Source organism: Frigoribacterium sp. AC759 (assembly GCF_979256015.1).
The window spans coordinates 13245-34919 of the sequence record NZ_CEEDMT010000010.1 but is presented as its reverse complement, the minus strand read 5'-3'; the positions used below and the strand labels follow the sequence as shown (position 1 = coordinate 34919).

Below are 21675 nucleotides of genomic sequence, written 5' to 3'. Positions count from 1 at the left end.
GATGAAGACCCTGCACTACGCCGGCGCCCGCCTGACCGTCACCGACGAGCTCGCCGAGACGTTGCTCGCCGCCTCGATGGAGTTCGCCGACGACGACCGCACGCTCCGCGTACCGGTCGCCTGCCGCATCGAGGGGCGCTCCGAGATCGCCCAGCTGGTGCTCGGCCCCGGCATCCCGCTGCTGGTCGTCGACGCCCCCGACGCCGAGGCCGACGCCGGCGACCCGCCCGGCTCGGAGTCGGCCGTCGCGCTGATCGTCGAGCTGATGGAGAGCCTCGTCGGCGACGACGACTGACCGTGGCGCGGCTGCGCGGAGGCGACTCCCCGGAGGCGCGGCCTAGCCTGGCAGCATGTCCGTGCGTCTGGAGTCCCCGCCCCGTCCCGCCGGCGTCGGGATGACGACCCGCGCCTCCTCGGCCTGGGCCGCTCTGGCCGGCGTCGTGTCGGTGGCGGCGTTCCTCGCGTCGGCCGAGGCCGTGGCGTGGGTCACCGGCGCCGGCGGCAGCCCGCTGTTCGGCGTGGGCTCGGCCGCGATCGACCTGGCCCCCGCGGCCGTCAAGAACCTGATGGTGTCGCTGTTCGGCACCGGCGACAAGGTGGCCCTCTTCGTGCTGATGGGCGTGCTGCTCGTCGCGATCACCGCGGGGGCCGGCGTGCTCGAGCATCGCCGTCCGCCCGGCGGCAAGATCGTCTTCGGCATCGGCGGGGTCGTCGCGCTCGTCGCCGTGCTGACCCGGGCGGACAGCACCTCGCTCGACGGCGCCCCGACGGCCGTCGGCACCGTCGTGTCGCTGGTCGTCCTCACCGCGCTGATGACGCGCCTGCACCGCTGGGAGGCCTCGACCGAGCCGGGCTGGGCCGCCGCGACCGTGCCCGAACCGCCGCTGCGCGGCCCCGGGCTCGAGCGCCGCGGGTTCCTGGTGATGGCGATCGCCGTGGGTGCGGCGTCCGTCGTCGTCGGCACCGGCGCCCGTCTGGTGAACGCGACCCGGGCGAACGTCGGGGCGCTCCGCGACGCCCTGACCCTGCCCGCGCCGGCGCAGGCCGCTCCCGCGGTGCCGGCCGGCGCCTCCCTCGACGTCGAGGGCATCACGCCGTACGTCACCCCGAACGCCGACTTCTACCGCATCGACACCGCCCTGCAGGTGCCCTCGATCGACCCGGCCGAGTGGAGTCTGCGGATCCACGGTCTCGTCGACCGCGAGATCGAGATCTCGTTCGACGAGCTGCTCGCCCTGCCCCTCGAAGAGCACTACGCGACCCTCAGCTGCGTGTCGAATGAGGTCGGCGGCGACCTGATCGGCACGGCGCTCTGGCTCGGCTACCCGATCCGCGCCCTGCTCGAGCGGGCCGGTCCGCAGAGCGGCGCCGACATGGTGCTCTCGACCAGCAGCGACGGGTTCACCGCGGGCACGCCGCTGTCCGTGCTGGTCGACGACGGGACCGACGCGATCCTGGCCGTGGGGATGAACGGCGAGCCCTTGCCTCAGCAGCACGGGTTCCCGGTGCGGATGGTCGTGCCCGGGCTGTTCGGCTACGTCTCGGCGACGAAGTGGGTCGTCGACCTCGAGGTCACCCGGTTCGCCGACACCGAGGGCTACTGGACGCCGCGCGGCTGGGACGCCCTCGGGCCGGTCAAGCTGGAGTCGCGCATCGATACGCCGAAGGCGGGCGCGTCGGTCGACGCAGGCCGGGTGCCGATCGCCGGGGTGGCCTGGCATCCGCACACGGGGGTCTCGGGCGTCGAGGTGCGGATCGACGGCGGGGCCTGGGTCGCCGCCGAGCTCGCCGAGTCGGTCTCGGCCGACACCTGGGTGCAGTGGGTCCACCGCTGGGACGCCACGCCGGGCGACCACACCGTGCAGGTGCGGGCCACGGGTGCCGACGGCGTCACGCAGTCGGAGACGCCGCTGCCCCCGGCCCCGAACGGCGCCGAGGGCTGGGACGAGCACACGATCACCGTGCGCTGACCGCGCCGGGACGTCACTCGGGCCGGGGCGCCCGTCACTCGCGCCGGGGCGTCACTCGCGGCCGCGCGTCACTCCCGCCTGCTGGTCACCGGCGCCCCAGCCACCGGTACGTGCTCTCGGGCCGCCCGGGCGAGCCGTAGCGCTGGTCGCGGCGCACGAGGCCGGCGGTCTCGAGGTGCTCGAGGTAGCGGCGCGCCGTGACGCGCGAGACCCCCGTCGACCCGGCCAGCGCCTCCGCGGTCCACGGGTCGGGTCCGCCGCGCAGCACCGCGACGACCCGGTCGAGCGTGGTGGGCGAGAGGCCCTTGCCGAGCGCGGGCGCCGTCGTCGTGCGGAGGGTCGCGAGCCCCGCGTCGACGTCGCCCTGGGTCACGAGTCCGCCGTCGGGCGTCAGCGACGACCGGAACGTGCGGTACCCCTCGAGGCGCTCGGCGAACGTCGCGAAGGTGAACGGCTTGATCAGGTACTGCACGATGCCGAGCGAGACGGCGGCGCGGACGACCTGGACGTCGCGCACGGCCGTGACCGCGATCACGTCGACGGTGGACCCCGCAGCGCGCAGGGCCCGGCAGAGGGCGATGCCGTGCGTGTCGGGCAGGTTCATGTCGAGCAGCACGAGGTCGATCGAGGGGTCGTCGCGGAGCCGATCGAGGGCCTCTCGCCCGTCGTGGGCCGTGGCCGCCACGACGAAGCCGTCGACGCGGCCGACGTAGGCGACGTGCGCCTCGGCGGTCAGCGGCTCGTCCTCGACGACGAGCACCCGGACGTCCGCGACGGGTGCTTCGGGCCCGGGCCCCGAGGAGGCGCGGGTCACCCTCGCCCACCCCCGCCGTCAGGCGTCGCGGCCGCGTCGGCGGTCGCGGCGTCCGAGAACCGCACCGAGAAGGCGGTCCCGTCGGTGCCCGTGGTCACCGTGATGCCGCCGCCGGCGCGGGAGACCGCCTGCCGCACGAGCGCGAGCCCGACGCCCCGACCGGTGCTGCCGGGCTCCTTCGTGCTGAAGCCGCGGTGGAACGCCTGCTCGACGTCGCCGAGCCCCGGCCCGTCGTCGGCGACCGTGAAGACGACGGCGCCGCCGAGCTCGCCGCCCTCGCTCTGCTCCCGCCGCGCCGTGATCCGCACGGTGCCGGCGGCGGCGTCGAGGGCGTTGTCGAGCAGGTTGCCGAGCACCGTCACGAGGTCGCGCGGCTCGACGTCGACGGTGCCGAGGGCGGGATCGACGTCGATCACGAGGTCGACGCCGCGCTCGCGCGCCTGGGCGGACTTGCCGAGCAGCAGCGCCGCGAGCGCCGGTTCGGCGACGGACGAGACGAGGCTGTCGGCGAGTCGCTGGTCGACGTCGAGCCCGGTGGCCGCGAACCGCAGGGCCTCGTCGCCGCGACCGAGCTCGATCAGCGAGACGATCGTGTGCAGCCGGTTCGAGAACTCGTGCGTCTGCGAGCGCAGGGCGTCGGCGAGCGTCCGCATCGTCTCGACCTCGTCGGCGAGGTCGGTCAGCTCGGTGCGGTCGCGCAGCGTGGTCACCGTGCCGAGGGTGCGTGCCGGGACGACGCGACCCGCGCCTCCTCGGCTCGGAGTCCCGGTGTGCTGCTGGTTGACGACGAGGACGCGCTCGTCGGTCACGTGCACCTCGTCGACGGCGACGCGCCCCTCGACGAGGAGGCGCGCGAGGGAGTCGGGGAGGTCGAGGCTCTCGAGGGGCACCGGCCGGTCGACCCCGCCCGGCGGCAGACCTAGCAGCTCGGCCGCCTGATCGTTGCAGAGGGTGAGGCGACCGCGTCCGTCGACGAGCAGCAGGCCCTCGCGCACGGAGTGGAGGACGCCCTCGTAGTAGTCGAAGAGGCGGCCGAGCTCCTCCGGGCCGCGGCCCCTCGTCACTCGACGGAGGTAGCGGCTGAGCAGCCACGAGGCGAGGGCGCCGATCAGCACGGTCGCGAGGGCGGCCGCGAGCACCAGCGTCAGTCGCTGCTCGAGGGTGTCGGCGATCGCCGACACGGTGACCCCGGCCGCGACGAGGGCGACGACCTCGCCGTCGGCGCCGAGCACGGGGACGACGGCCCGCACCGACGGGCCGAGCGTGCCCGTGTAGGTCTCGGTGAACGAGCGCCCGGCGAGCGCGGGCTCGATCGTGCCGACGAACGGCCGACCGATCTCGGCGGCGTCGGGGTGCGTGAGACGGGTGCGGTCGGGGCTCATGATCGTGACGAAGTCGGTCGACGTGTCGCGCATGAGGTCGAGGGCGTAGGGCTGGAGGCGCGCACTCGGATCGGTCGTCGTCAGCGCGTCGAGCACGAAGGGGTTGTCGGCGATCCCGGTGGCGAGCGCGAGGCAGGCGCGGGCGGCGGAGGAGTCGGCGTCGGTGCGCGCCGAGCGGATCGTCCACACGGTCGCGAGGGCGGCGATCAGCACGATGACGACGACCTGCAGGGCGAACAGGCGCGCGGCGATGCTCCACCGGGGGTGGGGTCGGGTCATCGGGTGGCTCCTCGTCGAGTCGGGCGGCGCGGGGTCGTGCGGCGGGGGTCGCGCTGCACCGGTCGCGCTGCACCGGGTCGCGCTGCACCGGGTCGTGCGCCGCGGGCCCGCGCGAGCCGGCGTGACCAGTATGACCAGAACCTCGACCGGGGCCGGACCGCACGTCAGGCTCGCCCGAACGCACTCCGCAGACCGTCGACGACGACGTCGATCGGACATGAGAACGAGGAAGTCCCCATGGCTAGGACGCACAAGGGCGCCGGCGCGCTCGCCCCCGGTGGCAGCACGACACCGTCGACACCCACGGCGGGCGGCGGGCGGACGCGCCGTCGCATCGACCGCTCGCACTGGCTGTACATCGCCGTCATCGTCGCGGTCGCGGCCGGCATCCTCGTCGGTCTCACCGCGCCCGAGGTGGCCGTGCAGCTGAAGCCCATCGGCACGGCGTTCGTCTCGCTCATCTCGATGATGATCGCCCCCGTCATCTTCTGCACCATCGTGCTCGGCGTCGGGTCGATCGCGAAGGCGGCGACGGTGGGCAAGGTCGGCGGTCTGGCGCTCGGCTACTTCATCGCGATGTCGACCTTCGCGCTCGGGATCGGCCTCGTGGTCGGCAACCTCGTGCACCCGGGCGAGGGTCTGATGGTCGGCTCGACCGGCTACGAGGCCCCCGCGTCGGAGGAGGCCGGCGGCACCGCGGGGTTCCTGCTCGGCATCATCCCCGAGACCCTGGTGTCGTCGCTGACGTCGGGCTCGATCCTCCAGACGCTCTTCGTGGCCCTGCTCGTCGGGTTCGCACTGCAGCGCATGGGCACCCGTGGCGCCTCCATCCTCGAGGGCGTCCGCAACCTGCAGGTGCTGGTCTTCCGCATCCTCGCGATGATCATGTGGGTCGCGCCGATCGGCGCCTTCGGGGCCATCGCCGCGGTCGTCGGCGAGACCGGCGTCGCCGCGATCATCGCGCTCGGCACCCTGATGATCGCGTTCTACATCACCTGCATCGTGTTCGTCGCGGTGGTGCTCGGCTCGATCCTCAAGCTCGTCACCGGGGTCAACATCTTCCGGCTGATGAGGTACCTCGGTCGCGAGTACCTGCTGATCGTCTCGACCTCGTCGAGCGAGGTCGCCCTGCCCCGTCTCATCGCCAAGATGGAGCACCTGGGCGTCTCGAAGCCGGTCGTCGGCATCACGGTGCCCACCGGGTACTCGTTCAACCTCGATGGCACGGCCATCTACCTGACGATGGCGTCGCTGTTCATCGCCAACGCCATGGGCACGCCCCTCAGCGTCGGCGAGCAGATCTCGCTGCTGCTGTTCATGATGATCGCCTCGAAGGGCGCCGCCGGGGTCACCGGCGCCGGCATCGCCACGCTCGCGGGCGGGCTGCAGGCTCATCGTCCCGACCTGGTCGACGGCGTCGGCGTGATCGTCGGCATCGACCGGTTCATGTCGGAGGCCCGCGCGCTGACGAACTTCACCGGCAACGCGGTCGCGACCGTGCTCGTCGGCACCTGGACGAAGCAGATCGACGCCGAGCGCGTCGAGACGGTGCTGTCCGGTCGGGCGCCCTTCGACGAGGCGACGATGAACGCCGACGGGCACGGCTCGTCCGACGGCGCGGTCGACGACGCCGCCGCCGCGGGTGAGGCGCCCTCAGCCGCCGCGGTCGCGGCCGACGCGGAGACCGGCACCCGACGCTGAGACCTCCCGTGGCCGTGCGTGGGGCACGGCCACGGGAGCGGGCGTACCGTCGCCGAGGAGGCGCGGTGCGAGCCCGCGGTCACCGACGACCGAGAGCGTGCCGCCCCCAGATCGGAAGAACCATGCTCGCCGGACGCCTGACCGTCACCACCCGCCAGTTCGAGGTCGTCGAGGTGCCCACCCCCGACGCCGGCCCCGGAGAGGTCCGCATCGCCGTCGCCGCCGCCGGCGTCTGCCTGTCGGACGTCCACCTCATCCAGGGGTCGCTGACACCGCTCCACCTGCCGGGCGACACCGTCACCCTCGGTCACGAGGTCGCCGGGACGATCGACCAGGTCGGCGACGGGGTCGCGCACCTCGCGGTCGGCGATCGCGTCCTGCTGCAGGCCGGCCAGGAGGACGACGGACGGGTCCTCACCCGCGGCGTCGACTACGACGGCGGCTGGGCCGAGTACGCGGTCGCCCGGGCCGACACGGTCGTCCCCATCCCCGACGGGCTCCCGTTCGAGCAGGCCTGCTTCATCCCCGACGCCGTCTCGACCCCGTGGGCCGCGCTCACCACCACGGCCGACACGAAGCCCGGTACCGCCGTCGGAGTCTGGGGCGTCGGCGGACTCGGCGCCCACGCCGTGCAGCTGCTCGCCCTCATCGGAGCCGCCCCGATCATCGCCGTCGACCCGCTGCCGCAGGCGCGGGAGCGGGCCCTGGCCTTCGGCGCCGACCTCGCCCTCGACCCCGCCGCCCCCGACTTCGCGCAGCAGCTCGGGCAGGCCACGCGCGGCGCCGGTCTCGCACGAGCCTTCGACTTCGCCGGGGTGCCGGCCGTCCGCGAGCAGGCCATCGCCTGCCTCGGCTACCGCGGCCGACTCACCCTCGTGGGTCTGACCGACAAGCCCATCACGATCGCCGACGGCACCAAGTTCAGCTACCTGCAGCAGCAGGTGCTCGGCCACTACGGGTCGGAGCCCGCCGACGTCACGACGCTCGTCGCCCTGGCCGGGCAGGGCCGCCTCGACTTCTCGCGGTCCGTCAGCGCCACCGTCCCCCTCGCCGAGGCGGCCCGCGCGGTCGAGATGCTGGAGCGCAAAGAGGGTGACCCGATCCGGATCGTGCTGGTCCCGTGACCGGCTCGAACCGCGCCTCCTCGGCGGGCGTGTCGTCGGGTGAGCCGCTGCACGGGGAGCGGTCACGCGATAGACGGTCGTCGGGTGAGCCGCTGCCCGGGCACGTCGACGTGCTCGTGGTCGGCGCTGGGCTGTCGGGCGTGGGCATGGCCGCGCGCCTGCTGCGCGACTTCCCGCGACGCACCCTCGCCGTGGTCGAGGCCCGCCAGGCGATGGGCGGCACCTGGGATCTGTTCCGCTACCCCGGCGTGCGCTCCGACAGCGACATGTTCACCCTCGGCTACGCGGATCGCCCGTGGCGCGACCGTCGCTCGATCGCCCCGGGCGCGGCCATCCGCGACTACGTGCGCGACACCGCCGACGAGACCGGGGTCGGCGAGCGGGTGCGTTACGGGCACCGGGTCGTGGCCGCCGACTGGTCGTCCGCCGACGCCCGCTGGACGGTCGAGATCGACGTCGCCGCGCCTCCCTCCGGGGGAGCCGGGGGAGCCGGGGGAGCCGCGGACGGTTCGGACGGTTCGGCCGGTTCCGCCGGTTCCGCCGACCGGTCCGTCGGCGCCCGCCGCCTCACGGTGACCTGCGGCGTGCTCGTCGCCTGCTCGGGGTACTACCGCTACGACGAGGGCTACACGCCGACCTTCACCGGTCAGCAGGACTTCGCCGGCACCCTCGTGCACCCGCAGCACTGGCCCGCCGACCTCGACGTCACCGGCAGACGGGTCGTCGTGATCGGGTCGGGCGCGACCGCGATCACCCTTGTGCCGGCGCTCGCCGAGCAGGCCGAGCACGTGACGATGCTGCAGCGCTCGCCGACGTACGTGCTGTCGCTGCCGTCGGAGCGGAAGCGACCGCGGCCCTGGCGGCGACTGCTGCCGCTGTTGGTCGACGATCGGCTCGTCCGGTGGCGGAGCGTCGGCATGGCGCTGCTGAGCTACCAGGCGAGCCGCAGATCGCCGGAGCGGATGAAGGCGTTCCTCCGGTCGGGCGTCGAGCGCCGCCTGCCCGAGGGCTTCGACGTCGACCGGCACTTCCAGCCGAGCTACGACCCATGGGATCAGCGTCTGTGCATCACCCCGGACGGGGCGCTGTTCCGTGCGCTGCGGTCGGGGTCGGCGTCGATCGTGACCGACGGCATCGAGCGGTTCGTGCCCGAGGGCGTGGCGGTCGAGGGGCGTGACGGGCAGGAGGCGCGGGTCGTGCCCGCGGACGTCGTCGTCACCGCGACGGGGCTGAATCTGCTGCTGTTCGGCGGCATGCGCCTGTCGGTGGACGGGGCGGTGGTCGACCCGGCGACCAAGCTGACGTACAAGGGGTTCATGCTGGCGGACGTGCCGAACTTCGCGTTCGCGATCGGGTACACGAACGCGTCGTGGACGCTGAAGATCGACCTGGTCGGCCGGTACCTGTCGCGGTTGCTCCGACACCTGGACCGCCGGGGTCTGCGGTGGGCGGTGCCGACGGCGCCTCGACGCACCGGTCGGACGATGCCGCTGATCGATCTGTCGAGCGGGTACGTCGCGCGGGGTGAGCATCTGCTGCCGCGCCAGGGCGGGCGTGCTCCGTGGCGGATGCACCAGAACTACCCACGCGACGTGTGGGCCATGCGGTTCAGCTCGCTGACGCGGGACGGCATGCGCTTCGGGCGCTGATGCGGGGGCGGTGACGCGGCGGCGGTGACGGGGTCTCCCGTGGTCGCAGTCCGCCCGTCGCTCGTGCCGTCGGCGGGCGACCTCGGCGGCCCGGTGGTCAGCCGACGATCGCTAGTCCGAAGGGCAGCACGGCGGGTGCCCCTGCTCGGCGCAGCTCGCGACCGGCGACGGTGAGCGTCCAGCGGCTGTCGACGAGGTCGTCGACGAGCAGCATCGGGCCCTGCACGCCGGCCAGGGCGGCGGCCAGCTCGGGGCCGACCTCGAACGACTGCCAGACGTCGGCGAGTCGGTAGACGCTGTTGCCCCCCTGGCCCCGCCCCGCGGACGGACGGGTGGGGGTGAGCGCCCCGAGCAGGGGGAGTCGCCCGACGGTGCTGATGGCCTCGGCGAGCGAGCCGACGAGCAGCGGTCGCGACGCCGACGGCATGGCCACCACGCCGACGGGTCGTTCGGCCCAGGGCCATTCGCGCAGCACGCGCACGACGCCATCGAGCAGGTTCTTCGACAGGGGGGCGTCGGGGGTCGACGGTGCGAACACCTCGCGCAGCGTCGTGCCCCAGCCCAGATCGGTCAGCCGCGCGAGGGCCCGGCCCTGCTCGACGCGCTCGCCCTCGGGGAGCTTGCCCTTGACGGGCACACCGGCGCGGTCGGCGCCCGTGGGCCACTGCGCGCGGGGCTCGATCTCGACACCGACCCGGTCGAGCGACGACGTGGCCGAGGTGGCGGCCTCGCCGCTGATGTCGGTCGGGTACCAGGCGCCCGCGCAGACGTCGCAGCGCCCGCACGGCTTGGCGTCGGGGTCGTCGAGATCGGTCTGCAGCATCTGCATGCGGCAGGTGGTGGCGTGCTGGTAATCGAGCATCGACTGCTGCTCGGCCACGCGGGCGGTCGCGATGCGGTCGTAGCGCTCGGCGTCGTACACCCAGGGCTGCCCGGTGCTCACCCACCCGCCCTGGACCCGCCGGACGGCCCCGTCGACGTCGAGCACCTTCAGCATCAGCTCGAGGGGGGTGCGTTTGATGTCGACCCGTGCCTCCAGCGCGGGGGTCGACAGCGGGGTGTCGGTCAACTCGGCCAGCACGGCGGAGGCCCTGGCCTCGGACGGCATCGAGGCCGTGGCGAAGTACTGCCAGATCTCGGCGTCTTCGCTGCCGGGCAGCAGAAGGACGTCGGCGTTGTCGGTGGCCCGACCGGCTCGACCGATCTGCTGGTAGTACGCCACGGGCGACGAGGGCGCCCCGAGGTGGATGACGAAACCGAGGTCGGGCTTGTCGAACCCCATGCCGAGGGCGCTGGTCGCGACGAGGGCCTTGAGGTCGTTGTCTTTCAGCCGCTGCTCGAGCTGCTCGCGCTCTTCGGGGTCGGTGCGCCCCGAGTACGAGCGGACGTCGTGGCCGGCCTCGCGCAGCAGCCGCGCGGTGTCGTCGGCGGCCGAGATGGTCAGCGTGTAGATGATGCCGCTGCCCGGAAGGTCGGCGAGGTGGCTGAGCAGCCAGCCGAGCCGGTCGCGCGAGGTGGGCAGCTGCAGCACCCCCAGCCGCAGGGAGGCGCGCGCCAGCGACCCGCGGATGGTCAGCACGTCGTCGCCCGGCCCCACCGCCAGCTGCTCGGCCACGTCGGCGACGACCCGGGCGTTGGCGGTCGCGGTGGTCGCGAGGACGGGAACGCCGTTCGGCAGCGTGCGGATGAGCTCGGCGAGACGGCGGTAGTCGGGCCGGAAGTCGTGGCCCCAGTCGGAGATGCAGTGCGCCTCGTCGACGACGAGCATGCCGAGTCGGGCGATCAGCACGGGCAGCTGCTCGTCTCGGAACCTCGGGTTGTTGAGGCGCTCGGGCGAGACGAGCAGCACGTCGATCTCGTCGTCGACGAGCTGCTGCTGCACGTCGGACCACTCGTGCGCATTGGCGGAGTTCAAGGCGACGGCCCTGACCCCCGCCCGCGCGGCGGCCGCGACCTGGTCGCGCATCAGGGCGAGGAGGGGTGAGACGAGCAGCGTCGGCCCGGTGCCGCGACGGCGGAGCAGCAGCGTGGCGATGAAGTACACCGCCGACTTGCCCCACCCCGTGCGTTGCACGACGAGAGCGCGGCGCCGGTCGGCGACGAGGGCGCGGATGGCCTCGAGCTGACCGTCGTGGAACACCGCGTCGTCGCGACCCGTCAGAGCCCTGAGCAGATCGAGGGCCTCGGCGTCGATGTCGGTCGTGGTGCTCGTCGAAGTCATGCCGTCATGGTGTCAGACGCCACCGACAGTGCCGGGCCCTCGTCGGGTGCCTGCACCGCGCCTCCTCGGCAGGGCCGTCTGGGGAGGGATCACCGGGCCGGGAGTTCTCGGGCTGCTCTGGGTGGATGGCGAGCTGCGGGCGTCGCTTTTGCGTGCCGAACCCGACCGGCGGGCGTCGCTTCTGCGTGCCGAACCCGACCTGTCGGCCGCGACACGCCGTGCTCACGTGAAGATGAGCGGCGTGTCGCGCCCGGACGGTCGCGATTTGCACAAGCGGTTCAGCTGGTGCTGGTGCTGGTGCTGGTGCTGGTGCTGGTGCTGGCGGTGCGGGTGCGGCGGGTCAGGCGTCCTTCGGCGCGGCGCGGCGGCCGAGCTCGACGACCACGAACGAGCCGATCGTGCCGGCGACGAGGGCGAACAGCGTGCCGCCGGTGCCCCAGGTCTTCTTGCCGAAGGCCTGGTCGATCGAGGGCCCGCCGGGGCCCGCGGCGACGGCGGCGGCCGCGGCGATCAGGACGGCGTTGTACTCGAAGCCGCCCTCGGTGTTCCACGGGCCCTTCGACCCGTGCACCTTGCGGACGGCGGTGACCATGGTGGCGACGACCGTCGCGGCGGCGAGCGGGGTCGCGGCGCCGAGGGCCAGCGCGGCGCCGCCGGCGGTCTCGGCGACGGCGACGAGTCGTGCGGTGCGGGCGGCCGGGTGCATGCCCGTCCCCGCCATCATCTGCTCGGTGCCCTCGAGCCCGGGCCCGTCGAAGGCGCCCGTCAGCTTCTGGAGTCCGTGGCCCACGAAGAGGCCGCCGATCGTCGTGCGGAGGAGTGTGGATGCGAGGCTCATCCGCCTCTTCTACCCGACGACCCTGGCACCGGTCCGCAGACACGACGCCCACGGTCCGACCTGCACGGACGTGCAGCGACACGGGTCGACGATGCACCGGGGGAGGAGCAGACTGACGGGATGTCACGTCGAACCACGCGCCCGCGCCCCACGTCCGTCCCCCGCGTCATCGGGCGTCTGGCCCTCGGCGGCATCCTCGTCCTCGCCGGCGTCAGCCACCTCACCTTCGCCCGCGACGACTTCCAGGCGCAGGTGCCCGAGTGGCTGCCCTTCGACGACGACGCCGTGGTGCTCGCCTCGGGCGTCGTCGAGATCACGCTCGGCGGGGCGCTGCTCGTGCTCGGCAAGAAGCGCGTCGCCGTCGGCTGGGCCGTCGCGGCGTTCTTCATCGCGATCTTCCCCGGCAACATCTCGCAGCTCGTGACGCACACCGACGCGTTCGGCCTCGACACCGACACGAAGCGGGCCGTCCGCCTGATCGGCCAGCCCCTCCTCGTCCTCCTCGCGCTCTGGTCCACGGGCGCGTGGCGCGACCGTGCGGCGCTCCGTTCGCAGCTCACCCGCTCGAAGTAGCGGCGCCGAGGAGGCGCGGCGCAGCTCAGCCGGGCAGCACCAGCGACCCGAGGTGGTCGTGCAGCTGCTGCTCGACGTCGACGCTCGACGGGTCGATCAGCCACTGCAGCTGGATGCCGTCCCAGAGCGCCACGAGCCCGGACGCCGCCCGGGCGGGGTCCACCCCCGGACGGAGGCGCCCCTGCGACTCGAGGTCGCGGAACCCGGCCGTGTACTCGGCCCGCAACCCCTCGAAGCGCGTCGCCACGTAGCCGCGCACGGGGGCGTCCTCCGTGGCGGCCTCTCCGGCCAGCACCGCGTACAGCGCGATCAGACCCGGCACCGTCTCGTTGTGCCGTGCCTGTCGCAGCACCCCCTCGATGAAGTCGCCGTCGGTGGTCCCGTCGCGCACGGCGCCGCTCGCCATCGAGTCCCGTCGCTCGAGCACGGCCCGCAGCAGATCGCGCTTCGAGGGGAAGTAGTGCAGCAGGCCGGTCTGGCTGACGCCCACGCGATCCGCGACCTCCTGCAGCGAGCCGCCGCGGTAGCCGCGGGTCGAGAACACCTCGAAGGCGGCGTCCACGATCGCGGCCCGGCGCTCGGACGACTTCGCGTAGGGGCCGCGCGGGCCCCGCGGGCCGCGGGCGACCGGCGCGTCGTGCCGGGCGGCGGGCTCCGGGTGGGCGGCGGTGGTGTCTGCGGTCATGAGGGGACTCTACGGCCGACCCGCGCCTCCCCGGCTCAAATCCGAGTGAGCACTCGGAATTGTGTTAGGTTCGGCGGGTCCCGTCCACGATGAAGTGAGTCATGATGAGCCCCCTCAGTCGACGTCAACTGCTCGGCTTCGGCCTGAGCGCCGGCGCTGCCGCGATCCTGGCCGGGTGCGCGACACCCGGCACGACCTCGGTCAACAGCCTGCCGACCATCCCGCCGGCCGACGGCCGCGTCCGCCTCGAGTACTGGGCCTGGCTCAAGGGCCTCGACCAGGTGACCGACCTCTACAACCGCAGCCAGGACCGCGTCCAGGTCGAGACCGTGTTCATCCCGGGTGGCAACGCCGGCGGCTACCAGAAGCTGTACTCGGCGCTGGCGGCGGGCGCCGGCCCCGACATCGCCCAGGTCGAGCTGCGGTCGCTGCCCGAGTTCCTGCTGGCCAACGGCGTCGTCGACCTCTCGCGCTACGGGATCGACCGGTATCGCGAGCTCTACGACCCCACGCTCTGGAACCAGGTCAGCTACACGGGCGGCGTCTACGCGGTGCCGCAGGACAGCGGCCCGATGGGCATGTTCTACCAGCCCGCCGTCTTCGACCAGGTCGGCGCGTCCGTGCCCGCCACGTGGAGCGACTGGGCCGCCGTGGGCGCCGAGCTGAAGGGCGCGGGAGTCCTGATGGACTCGTTCCCGCTCGCCGACGCGTCGCCGTTCGCCGCCTACGCCACCCAGGCCGGCGCCTCGTGGTTCCGCGCGGAGGACGACGGGTGGGTCATCGACATGACCGACGAGGCGACGATGAAGGTCGCGGCCTTCTTCGACCAGGCGATCGACGACGGGATCGTCACGACGGCCTACGGCGCGTACACGCCCGCCTGGTTCTCGGCCGCCGCCGACGGGAAGATCGCGTCGGTCGCGACGGGCTCGTGGGGCGACGCGCTCATCGAGGGCGTCAGCGGCGCCTCGGGCAAGTGGCGCGCCGCGCCCCTGCCGACCTGGGAGGACGGCTACGCGTCGTCGTTCCTCGGCGGGTCGACGGCGGCGATCCTCGCCAACAGCCGGCACCCGCAGGAGGCGCTCGACTTCGCCGTCTGGATGACCACGACCCCCGAGGGCGTGAACGCGCTGATCGAGTTCTGCGGCATCGGCTGGTCGCCCGCCGTCGACGTGGTCGGCGACCTGCGCGAGAAGCCGAGCGAGTTCTTCAGCGGTCAGAACTACAACCAGGAGGTGTTCGTGCCCGCCACGAAGGAGTCGAGTCAGAATCAGGACTGGAGCTGGTGGCCCGTGACGCAGCAGTCGTTCAACATCCTCAGCGACGGATTCCGCGGCAAGGCTTCGGGCGGGACCCTCGTCGACGCGGTGGTGCAGGCCGAGAAGGACATCATCACGGTCATGAAGAACAAGGGCCTCTCGATCCGCAAGGCCGGCGCATGAGCGGCCCGTCGTCGCGTTCGGTCGCCCGGGCGCCGTGGGTGCTGCTCTTCCCGTTCCTCGCGCTGTTCCTGCTGACCTTCATCGTGCCGATCCTGATGGCGCTCGTGTCGAGCTTCACGCAGGTGCGCCGAGGCGGTCTCTTCGGCGAGACCGGCGTCGTGACGCAGTTCGCCGGGTTCGGCAACTACGCCCAGGTGCTCGGCGACCCCAACTTCGTCGCCTCGATCGGGCGCATGTTCCTGTTCGGCATCGTGCAGGTGCCGCTGATGCTCATCCTCTGCACGGTGCTCGCCCTGCTGCTCGAGTCGGCGTCGGCGAAGTGGCCGGGGCTGTTCCGCGCCGCGTACTTCCTGCCGTACGGGGTGCCGGGCGTCATCGCGACCATCCTCTGGTCGTTCCTCTACGTGCCGGGGCTCAGCCCGATCATCGACGTCGCCGAGACGTTCGGCGTCTCGCCCGACTTCCTCGGGCCGAACACCGTCCTCTGGTCGATCGCGAACATCGTCACCTGGAGCTACACCGGCTACAACATGCTGATCATCATCGCCCAGCTCAAGTCGATCCCCGTCGAGCTCTACGAGGCCGCGAAGGTCGACGGCGCGTCGCCTCTGCGCGTCGCGACCAGCATCCAGCTGCCGTTGATCCGCCCGGCCCTGCTGCTGACCGCCGTCTTCTCGATCATCGGCACCCTGCAGCTGTTCGCCGAGGCGCAGGTGCTGCAGCGCGTGGCCCCCGCCATCGACAGCCAGTACACGCCGAACCTCAGCGCCTACACGACCGCCTTCGCCTACAACGACTACAACGTCGCCGCGGCGCAGTCCGTGCTGATCGCGCTCGTCGCCTTCACGCTCTCGATCGTGTTCCTCACCATCACGAACAGGAAGTCCGCATGAGCCCCCGCGCCACGGTCGCCGAGCACGCCACCGAGACCGAGTCGATCGTCACCGCCGGGCAGGGCGGGAGGCGCGGCGCGGGTCGCGTCTCCCCCCGACGCTCGCGCGGGGCCGGGCCCGACCGGTCCGCGGGTCGCAGCCGCGCCTCCACCATCATCGTCACCGCCGTGCTCACGGTCGTCGCGCTGTACTTCCTGATCCCGGTCTACTGGGTCGTCGTGGCGGCCACGAAGACCACCGGCGACCTCTTCGGCACCTTCGGCTTCTGGTTCGCCCCGTCGTTCGCCCTGTGGGACAACCTCGGTCAGGTGCTGACCTACGGCGACGGCGTCTTCGTCCGCTGGCTCGGCAACTCGGTGCTCTACGCCGGCGTCGGCGCCCTCATCGCGACCTACTTCGCCGCGGCCGGCGGCTACGCCCTCGCCAAGTACGAGTTCAAGGGCCGCAATCTGGTCTTCGGCACGATCCTCGGCGGCGTGCTGGTGCCCGGCACCGCGACCGCCCTGCCGCTGTTCCTGCTCTTCAGCCAGATGGGTCTCGCGAACACCTACTGGAGCGTGCTGCTGCCGTCGCTCGTGTCGCCGTTCGGGCTGTTCCTCTGCCGCATCTACGCGCAGGCGACGGTCGACACCTCGCTGATGGAGGCCGCCCGCCTCGACGGCGCCAGCGAGCTGCGCATCTTCCACACCCTGGGTCTGCGCATCCTCACCCCGGCGCTCGTCACGGTGTTCCTCTTCCAGCTCGTCGGCATCTGGAACAACTACTTCCTGCCGCTGGTGATGCTGAGCGACGTCGACAAGTTCCCCGTCACGCTGGGTCTCAACAACTGGCTGAGCCAGACCGACCGACTGCCCGAGTTCTACCAACTGACGACCGGCGGCGTCCTGCTGTCGATCATCCCGCTCGTCATCGCCATGATCGTGCTGCAGCGCTTCTGGCGCGGCGGTCTCACCGAAGGATCCGTGAAGTGACCTCCGTCGTCCCCTCGACCACCGCCTCCTCGACCACCGCTTCCTCGTCCACCGCCGGCTCGCCGCTCTCGCCGCCCGTCGGGTACCTCTCCGACACGGGCCCCGGAAGCGGTCGCCGCTCGCCCGCGCGCTCGTGGCTGCACAGCGACGCCCCGCGCCTCTCGCTCGACGGCGAGTGGTCGTTCCGCCTGCTCGCCGGGGTGCCGGGGCTGCCCGGCGGGCGCGGCGTGCTGCCCGACGGCGAGGGCGCGTACGACGTCGGCTCGGTCGACCTCGACGACTCGGGCTGGGAGACCATCACGGTGCCGTCGCACTGGGTGCTCACGGGCGACGGTCGTCGCGGCGCCCCGATCTACACGAACGTGCAGTTCCCGTTCCCGACCGACGCGCCGAACGTGCCCGATGCGAACCCGACGGGCGACCACCGGCGCACCTTCGAGCTGCCCGCCTCGTTCGAGGGCGCCGAGCGCGTGCTGCTGCGCTTCGACGGCGTCGAGTCGACGGCGGTCGTCTGGGTCAACGGCGTGCACGTCGGCGTCGGCGTCGGCAGCCGGCTCGCGCAGGAGTACGACGTCACCGATCTCGTGCACCCCGGCATCAACACCGTGGCCGTGCGGGTGCACCAGTGGTCGGCCCAGAGCTACGTCGAGGATCAGGACCAGTGGTGGCTGCCCGGCGTCTTCCGCAGCGTATCGCTCGAGGCTCGACCGGTCGGCGGCATCGACGACGTCTGGCTGCGAAGCGAATGGCACGGGACGGCCGGCGAGACGGCAGGAGGCGCGACGATCGTCGCCGAGATCACCGCCGGCCCCGCCGCGTGGCCGGTCACGCTCGCCGTCCCCGAGCTCGGCGTCGACGTCACGTGGGAGTCCCCGGCCGACGTCGCTCCGATCGAGCTGATCGACGTCGAGCCGTGGAGCGCCGAGGTGCCGCGACTCTACGAGGCGACCGTGTCGAGCGCCGACGCGGTCGAGACGATCTCGCACCGGCTCGGGTTCCGCACCGTCCGCATCGTCGGCGACCGGTTCGAGGTCAACGGCCGCCGCGTCGTCTTCCACGGCGTCAACCGGCACGAGGTGCACGCCGACAAGGGGCGCGTGTTCGACGAGGAGTACGCGCGCCGCGACCTCGAGCTGATGAAGCGGTTCAATGTGAACGCGATCCGCACCTCGCACTACCCGCCGCACCCGCGCCTCCTCGACCTCGCCGACGAGCTCGGCTTCTGGGTCGTGCTCGAGTGCGACCTCGAGACGCACGGCTTCGAGCGCGAGCGCTGGGTCGGCAACCCGAGCGACGACGCCGACTGGCACGACGCCTACGTCGACCGCATGGTCCGCACCGTCGAGCGCGACAAGAACCACCCGAGCATCGTGATGTGGTCGCTCGGCAACGAGGCGGGCACCGGGCGGAACCTCGCGGCGATGGCCGCGTGGACCCACGCGCGCGACCGGGGTCGACCGGTCCACTACGAGGGCGACTACACCGGCTCGTACACCGACGTCTACTCGCGGATGTACTCGTGGATCGACGAGACCCGGGCGATCGGCGCCGGCGACGAGGGGTTCCGCCTGCTCGGCTGCACGGCCTCCGAGGCGGCCCGTCAGCGCTCGAAGCCGTTCGTGCTCTGCGAGTACGTGCACGCCATGGGCAACGGCCCCGGCGCGGTCGACGAGTACGAGCGGCTCGTCGACGAGTACCCGCGTCTGCACGGCGGCTTCGTCTGGGAGTGGCGCGACCACGGCCTCCGCACGACGACGCCCGACGGCGTCGAGTACTTCGGCTACGGCGGTGACTTCGGCGAGGTCGTCCACGACGGCAACTTCGTGATGGACGGCATGGTGCTCTCGGACGGCACGCCGAGCCCTGGTCTGCACGAATGGGCCCAGGTCGTCTCGCCGATCCGACTCACGGCGACGCGGGCCGCGGGCACCGACGCCGACGCCGACCTCGCCGGCGCGTCGATCGTCGTCGAGAACCGCCGGCACAGCGCCACGACCGCCGACGTCGAGCTGCTCTGGTCGCTCGAGCACGACGGCGACGTCGTCGCCACGGGCCGCCTCGACGCGCTCGACGACCGCGGGCGCGCCCTGGCCGCGGGGGAGCAGGTCGCCCTCGCCCTGCCCGGACTCGAGGTGTCGGCGACCGGCGAGACGTGGCTCACGGTGCGGGTCGCCCTCCGCGCCGACCACGGCTGGGCCGACGCCGGTCACGTGCTCGCGACGACCCAGGTCGACCTGAGCGCGCCGGCGGCCGTGCGCCACGTCGCCGCCTACCCGCGGTCCGCGGCACCGGGTGCCGGGCGGGACGACTCGACCCGCGCCTCCTCGGGGGCCCTCGACGGCTCCCTCGAGCTCGGCCCCGCGTCGTTCGTCGACGGGCGGCTCGTCTCGCTGGCCGGGCGACCCGTCTCCGGCCCGCGGCTCGAGCTGTGGCGCGCCACGACCGACAACGAGCGCGGTCACTGGGACGCCCCGCGCGACATCGACGCCGACCCGATGCGCGATCGGCACCGCACCGACCTGCCGACCGACGAGCTGCTGCCGAGCGCCGAGACGATCGCGAAGCGGGCCGGGCTGCACCGCTTGACCTCCCGGGTCGAGTCGGTGCGGTCGTCGTCCGAGCACGTCGCGGTCCGCACCCGCTGGGCCGCCGCCGACAGTCGCCACTCGGTCACCGTCGACGAGCGGTGGAGCCTCGAGCGCGGCGAGCTCTGGCTCTCGCTCGACCTCGTGCCGTCGGCCGGCTGGGATCTCTCGTGGCCGCGGGTCGGCGTGCGCTTCGACCTGCCGCTCGACGTCGACCGCGTCTCGTGGTTCGGCACCGGCCCGCTCGAGTCGTACCCCGACAGCCGCGAGGCCGCCCGGGTGGGTCGCTTCGAGTCGAGCGTCGACGACCTCACCGTCGACTACGCGCGGCCGCAGGAGAGCGGACACCGCAGCGACCTCCGCAGCCTCGAGCTGCAGACCGGGGCGGGCGCCCCGTGGCTGCGTCTCGACGCCGCGCCCGACACCGCCGGGCGGCGCCCCGGGTTCTCGCTGCGGCGGCACACGGCCCAGCAGGTCGACGCCGCCGAGCACCCGTTCGAGCTGCCCGAGCCCGAGGCGACCCACCTCTGGATCGACGCGGCGCAGAACGGCGTCGGCTCGCGGGCGTGCGGGCCCGACGTCTCGGCCCCGCACGTGCTGCGACCCTCCGCCCGGGCGATCCGGCTGCGGGTCAGAGGGCTCTGACCGCGCGGACGACCACATCGCGGACCGTCGCCGGGCCCTCGTGCCCGGCGGCGGTCTCGCGTTCGCGGGTCTCGGCCGTGATGATCGTCCACTCGACCGGGTCGAACAGCGCGACGAGCTCGTCGACGCCGAACATCAGCTCGGGGTGGTGCAGCCGGTGCGCGTCGGAGTCGAGATCCGACAGGTCGTGTCCGACGATGAGCACGCTGCCGCCCGGCGCGACCGCCTCGCCGAGTCCGCGGAAGACCCGGTCGCGGTCCGCCGCCGGCAGATGCATGAAGTGCGACGTGACCAGATCGTAGGAGGCGCGGGGCGGCGTCCACCCGGTGATGTCGTGCTGCTCCCAGGTGATGCGCCCGGCGGCCTCCGCGTCGACCTCCTCGGCCCGAGCGCGTGCCTTGTCCAGTGCGTTCACGGCGATGTCGGTGCCGGTGACCGTCCAGCCCCGGCGCGCCAGCCAGATCGCGTCGCCGCCCTCGCCGCTGCCGATGTCGAGGGCGCGGCCCGGTGTCAGCGCCGCGACCTCGTCGACCAGCGCGGCGTTGGGGTCGCCGCTCCAGGCCCAGCCCTCGGTGCCGTAGCGGTCCTCCCAGTAGGCGGCGTCGAAGAGCTCGCCGCCGGGGCGGGGCGGGTGCTGGTTCTGGGGTGAGGTCGGGGGCGCGGTCTCGGGTGCGGTCTCGGAGATCGTCGGCGGGGCGGTCGCCGACCGGCGGGGCGCGTCGGCGCTCCAGGTCTCGACGGCCTCGACGGCGGCCCGGGTCTCGGCCGAGACGAGGTCCATGTTGAGCGCGGCGCCGGCCATGACGCCGGACGCCGCGGCCATCACGACCTGGTGACCGGGGTTCGTCAGGTTGCCGGCCAGCCAGACGCCCGGTTCGGCGCTCTGCCCCGTGACGGGGTCGGCGGCGACGATCGTGCCCATGCCCGACGGGTGCGGTTCGGCGTCGAGACCGAGCGAGACGAGCACGTCGCTGCGAGCCGCGACGCTCGTCGCGACGGCGACGGCGCCCACCGGGACGGTCGTCCCGTCGGCGAGCACGACGCCTGTGAGGCGGTCGTCCTCCACGCGCACCGAGGCGACGGGCCCCTCGACGATGCGGACCCCGCGCGCCTCGAGACGCGCGCGGTCGGCGTCGTCAGGGGCCAGGCGGTCGTTCGCGAACAGGGTGACGTCGTCGCTCCACTGCCGGAAGAGCAGCGTCTGATGAATGCTCATCGGCCCGGTGCCGATCACGCCGATGGCGCGGTCGCGCACCTCCCAGCCGTGGCAGTAGGGGCAGTGCACGACGTCCCGGCCCCAGCGTGCGGCGAGTCCGTCGACGGGCGGCAGGGCGTCGACGAGGCCGGTGCTGACGACGAGGCGGCGGGCGCGCAGGGTGCGGTGGCCGCCGTCGGGGGTGGCGACCTCGACGGTGAAGCCGGGCGCGCCTCCTCGGCCGGTGCGGCGGACGTCGGTGGCGGTGCCCGAGACGACCACCCCGCCGTACGACTCGACCTCGGCGCGCCCGCGACGGAGCAGCTCGAGCGGGGCGATGCCGTCGAGGCCGAGGAACCCGTGGACGCCGTCGGCCGGGGCGTTGCGCGGCTCGCCCGCGTCGACGACGACGACGTCGCGGCGGGCCCTCGCGAGCGTCAGGGCGGCGCTGAGGCCGGCGGCCCCTCCGCCGATCACGACGGCGTCGTGCTCGATGGCGTGTTCGTGTTCGGTCTCGTGTGCGTGTGCGTGTGCGTGTGCGTGCGCGTTCTCGGTCTCGGGGGAGTCGGTCCGGGGATGGGTGGTGTCGTGCGTCATGGTCGATGACCTCCTGACTCCAGGGTGCCGGTCGATGACCTGCGCGGCAACGTCTGTTGCCGAAGAGGCAAAAGATGATCCGCGCCCGCCGGTCGTCCCCGTCTCGGGGGC

The 21675-nt window shown here is 73.1% G+C and carries 16 protein-coding genes; 10 read left to right on the top strand and 6 right to left on the bottom strand.

Annotated elements, in window-relative coordinates; genetic code table 11:
- The first annotated feature begins 1 nt into the window (after position 1).
- Together ACZ6JE_RS09290 and ACZ6JE_RS09285 are read left to right on the top strand one after the other, a co-directional pair.
- Complete coding sequence (locus ACZ6JE_RS09290) at positions 2 to 295, top strand: hypothetical protein (RefSeq protein ID WP_464318773.1); 294 nt, start codon at positions 2 to 4, stop codon at positions 293 to 295.
- A 55-nt stretch (positions 296 to 350) separates the two neighbouring features.
- The gene (locus ACZ6JE_RS09285) at positions 351 to 1970 is read left to right on the top strand and encodes a molybdopterin-dependent oxidoreductase (protein WP_320477275.1); all 1620 of its coding nucleotides are present in this window, start codon (positions 351 to 353) and stop codon (positions 1968 to 1970) included.
- Between the two features lie 85 nt (positions 1971 to 2055).
- Here the strand turns inward: ACZ6JE_RS09285 and ACZ6JE_RS09280 are convergent, their stop codons facing one another.
- The gene (locus tag ACZ6JE_RS09280) at positions 2056 to 2784 is read right to left on the bottom strand and encodes a response regulator (RefSeq protein ID WP_464318772.1); all 729 of its coding nucleotides are present in this window, start codon (positions 2782 to 2784) and stop codon (positions 2056 to 2058) included.
- Positions 2781 to 4445: an ATP-binding protein gene (locus ACZ6JE_RS09275; protein ID WP_464318771.1), complete on the bottom strand. Its 1665-nt coding sequence runs from the start codon at positions 4443 to 4445 to the stop codon at positions 2781 to 2783. The genes ACZ6JE_RS09280 and ACZ6JE_RS09275 overlap by 4 nt, the downstream gene beginning before the upstream one ends.
- Positions 4446 to 4682: 237 nt before the next feature.
- On the opposite strand from ACZ6JE_RS09275, the gene ACZ6JE_RS09270 reads away from it, so the two are divergent.
- The 3 genes from ACZ6JE_RS09270 to ACZ6JE_RS09260 all read left to right on the top strand — a co-directional run bounded on the left by ACZ6JE_RS09270 (position 4683) and on the right by ACZ6JE_RS09260 (position 8919).
- Positions 4683 to 6146: a cation:dicarboxylate symporter family transporter gene (locus ACZ6JE_RS09270; protein ID WP_464318770.1), complete on the top strand. Its 1464-nt coding sequence runs from the start codon at positions 4683 to 4685 to the stop codon at positions 6144 to 6146.
- Positions 6147 to 6268: 122 nt separating this feature from the next.
- Positions 6269 to 7270 carry a zinc-binding dehydrogenase gene (locus ACZ6JE_RS09265; protein WP_320477271.1) on the top strand — a complete coding sequence of 334 codons (1002 nt, stop codon included), beginning with the start codon at positions 6269 to 6271 and terminating at the stop codon, positions 7268 to 7270.
- Positions 7267 to 8919 (top strand): flavin-containing monooxygenase, encoded by a 1653-nt coding sequence (locus tag ACZ6JE_RS09260; protein ID WP_464318769.1) that lies wholly within the window; start codon positions 7267 to 7269, stop codon positions 8917 to 8919. Before ACZ6JE_RS09265 ends, ACZ6JE_RS09260 begins: the two co-directional genes overlap by 4 nt.
- Positions 8920 to 9016: 97 nt before the next feature.
- On the opposite strand, the gene ACZ6JE_RS09255 is transcribed toward ACZ6JE_RS09260, so the two are convergent.
- Together ACZ6JE_RS09255 and ACZ6JE_RS09250 are read right to left on the bottom strand one after the other, a co-directional pair.
- Positions 9017 to 11140, bottom strand: a complete 2124-nt coding sequence (locus ACZ6JE_RS09255) for a RecQ family ATP-dependent DNA helicase (protein WP_464318768.1) — start codon at positions 11138 to 11140, stop codon at positions 9017 to 9019.
- A gap of 340 nt (positions 11141 to 11480) precedes the next feature.
- The gene (locus tag ACZ6JE_RS09250; protein ID WP_192060496.1) at positions 11481 to 11978 is read right to left on the bottom strand and encodes a DoxX family protein; all 498 of its coding nucleotides are present in this window, start codon (positions 11976 to 11978) and stop codon (positions 11481 to 11483) included.
- 120 nt (positions 11979 to 12098) lie between these two features.
- Between ACZ6JE_RS09250 and ACZ6JE_RS09245 the strand changes: the two genes are divergently transcribed.
- Positions 12099 to 12551: a DoxX family protein gene (locus tag ACZ6JE_RS09245; protein WP_192060495.1), complete on the top strand. Its 453-nt coding sequence runs from the start codon at positions 12099 to 12101 to the stop codon at positions 12549 to 12551.
- Positions 12552 to 12576: 25 nt separating this feature from the next.
- On the opposite strand, the gene ACZ6JE_RS09240 is transcribed toward ACZ6JE_RS09245, so the two are convergent.
- Complete coding sequence (locus ACZ6JE_RS09240) at positions 12577 to 13236, bottom strand: TetR/AcrR family transcriptional regulator (RefSeq protein ID WP_464318767.1); 660 nt, start codon at positions 13234 to 13236, stop codon at positions 12577 to 12579.
- A gap of 104 nt (positions 13237 to 13340) precedes the next feature.
- On the opposite strand from ACZ6JE_RS09240, the gene ACZ6JE_RS09235 reads away from it, so the two are divergent.
- Genes ACZ6JE_RS09235 through ACZ6JE_RS09220 form a run of 4 tightly spaced genes read left to right on the top strand, consistent with a single transcriptional unit; the run spans position 13341 to position 19772 of the window.
- Positions 13341 to 14678, top strand: a complete 1338-nt coding sequence (locus ACZ6JE_RS09235; RefSeq protein ID WP_464318802.1) for an ABC transporter substrate-binding protein — start codon at positions 13341 to 13343, stop codon at positions 14676 to 14678.
- Entirely contained in the window at positions 14675 to 15571 is an 897-nt protein-coding gene (locus ACZ6JE_RS09230) for a carbohydrate ABC transporter permease (protein WP_192060492.1), read from the top strand. The genes ACZ6JE_RS09235 and ACZ6JE_RS09230 overlap by 4 nt, the downstream gene beginning before the upstream one ends.
- Positions 15568 to 16542, top strand: coding sequence for a carbohydrate ABC transporter permease (locus ACZ6JE_RS09225; RefSeq protein WP_464318766.1), 975 nt, complete (start codon positions 15568 to 15570; stop codon positions 16540 to 16542). Before ACZ6JE_RS09230 ends, ACZ6JE_RS09225 begins: the two co-directional genes overlap by 4 nt.
- Positions 16539 to 19772 carry a glycoside hydrolase family 2 TIM barrel-domain containing protein gene (locus ACZ6JE_RS09220; RefSeq protein ID WP_464318765.1) on the top strand — a complete coding sequence of 1078 codons (3234 nt, stop codon included), beginning with the start codon at positions 16539 to 16541 and terminating at the stop codon, positions 19770 to 19772. The genes ACZ6JE_RS09225 and ACZ6JE_RS09220 overlap by 4 nt, the downstream gene beginning before the upstream one ends.
- Here the strand turns inward: ACZ6JE_RS09220 and ACZ6JE_RS09215 are convergent.
- Positions 19759 to 21564: an FAD-dependent oxidoreductase gene (locus ACZ6JE_RS09215; RefSeq protein ID WP_464318764.1), complete on the bottom strand. Its 1806-nt coding sequence runs from the start codon at positions 21562 to 21564 to the stop codon at positions 19759 to 19761. The genes ACZ6JE_RS09220 and ACZ6JE_RS09215 overlap by 14 nt on opposite strands.
- Between the last annotated feature and the right edge of the window lie 111 nt (positions 21565 to 21675).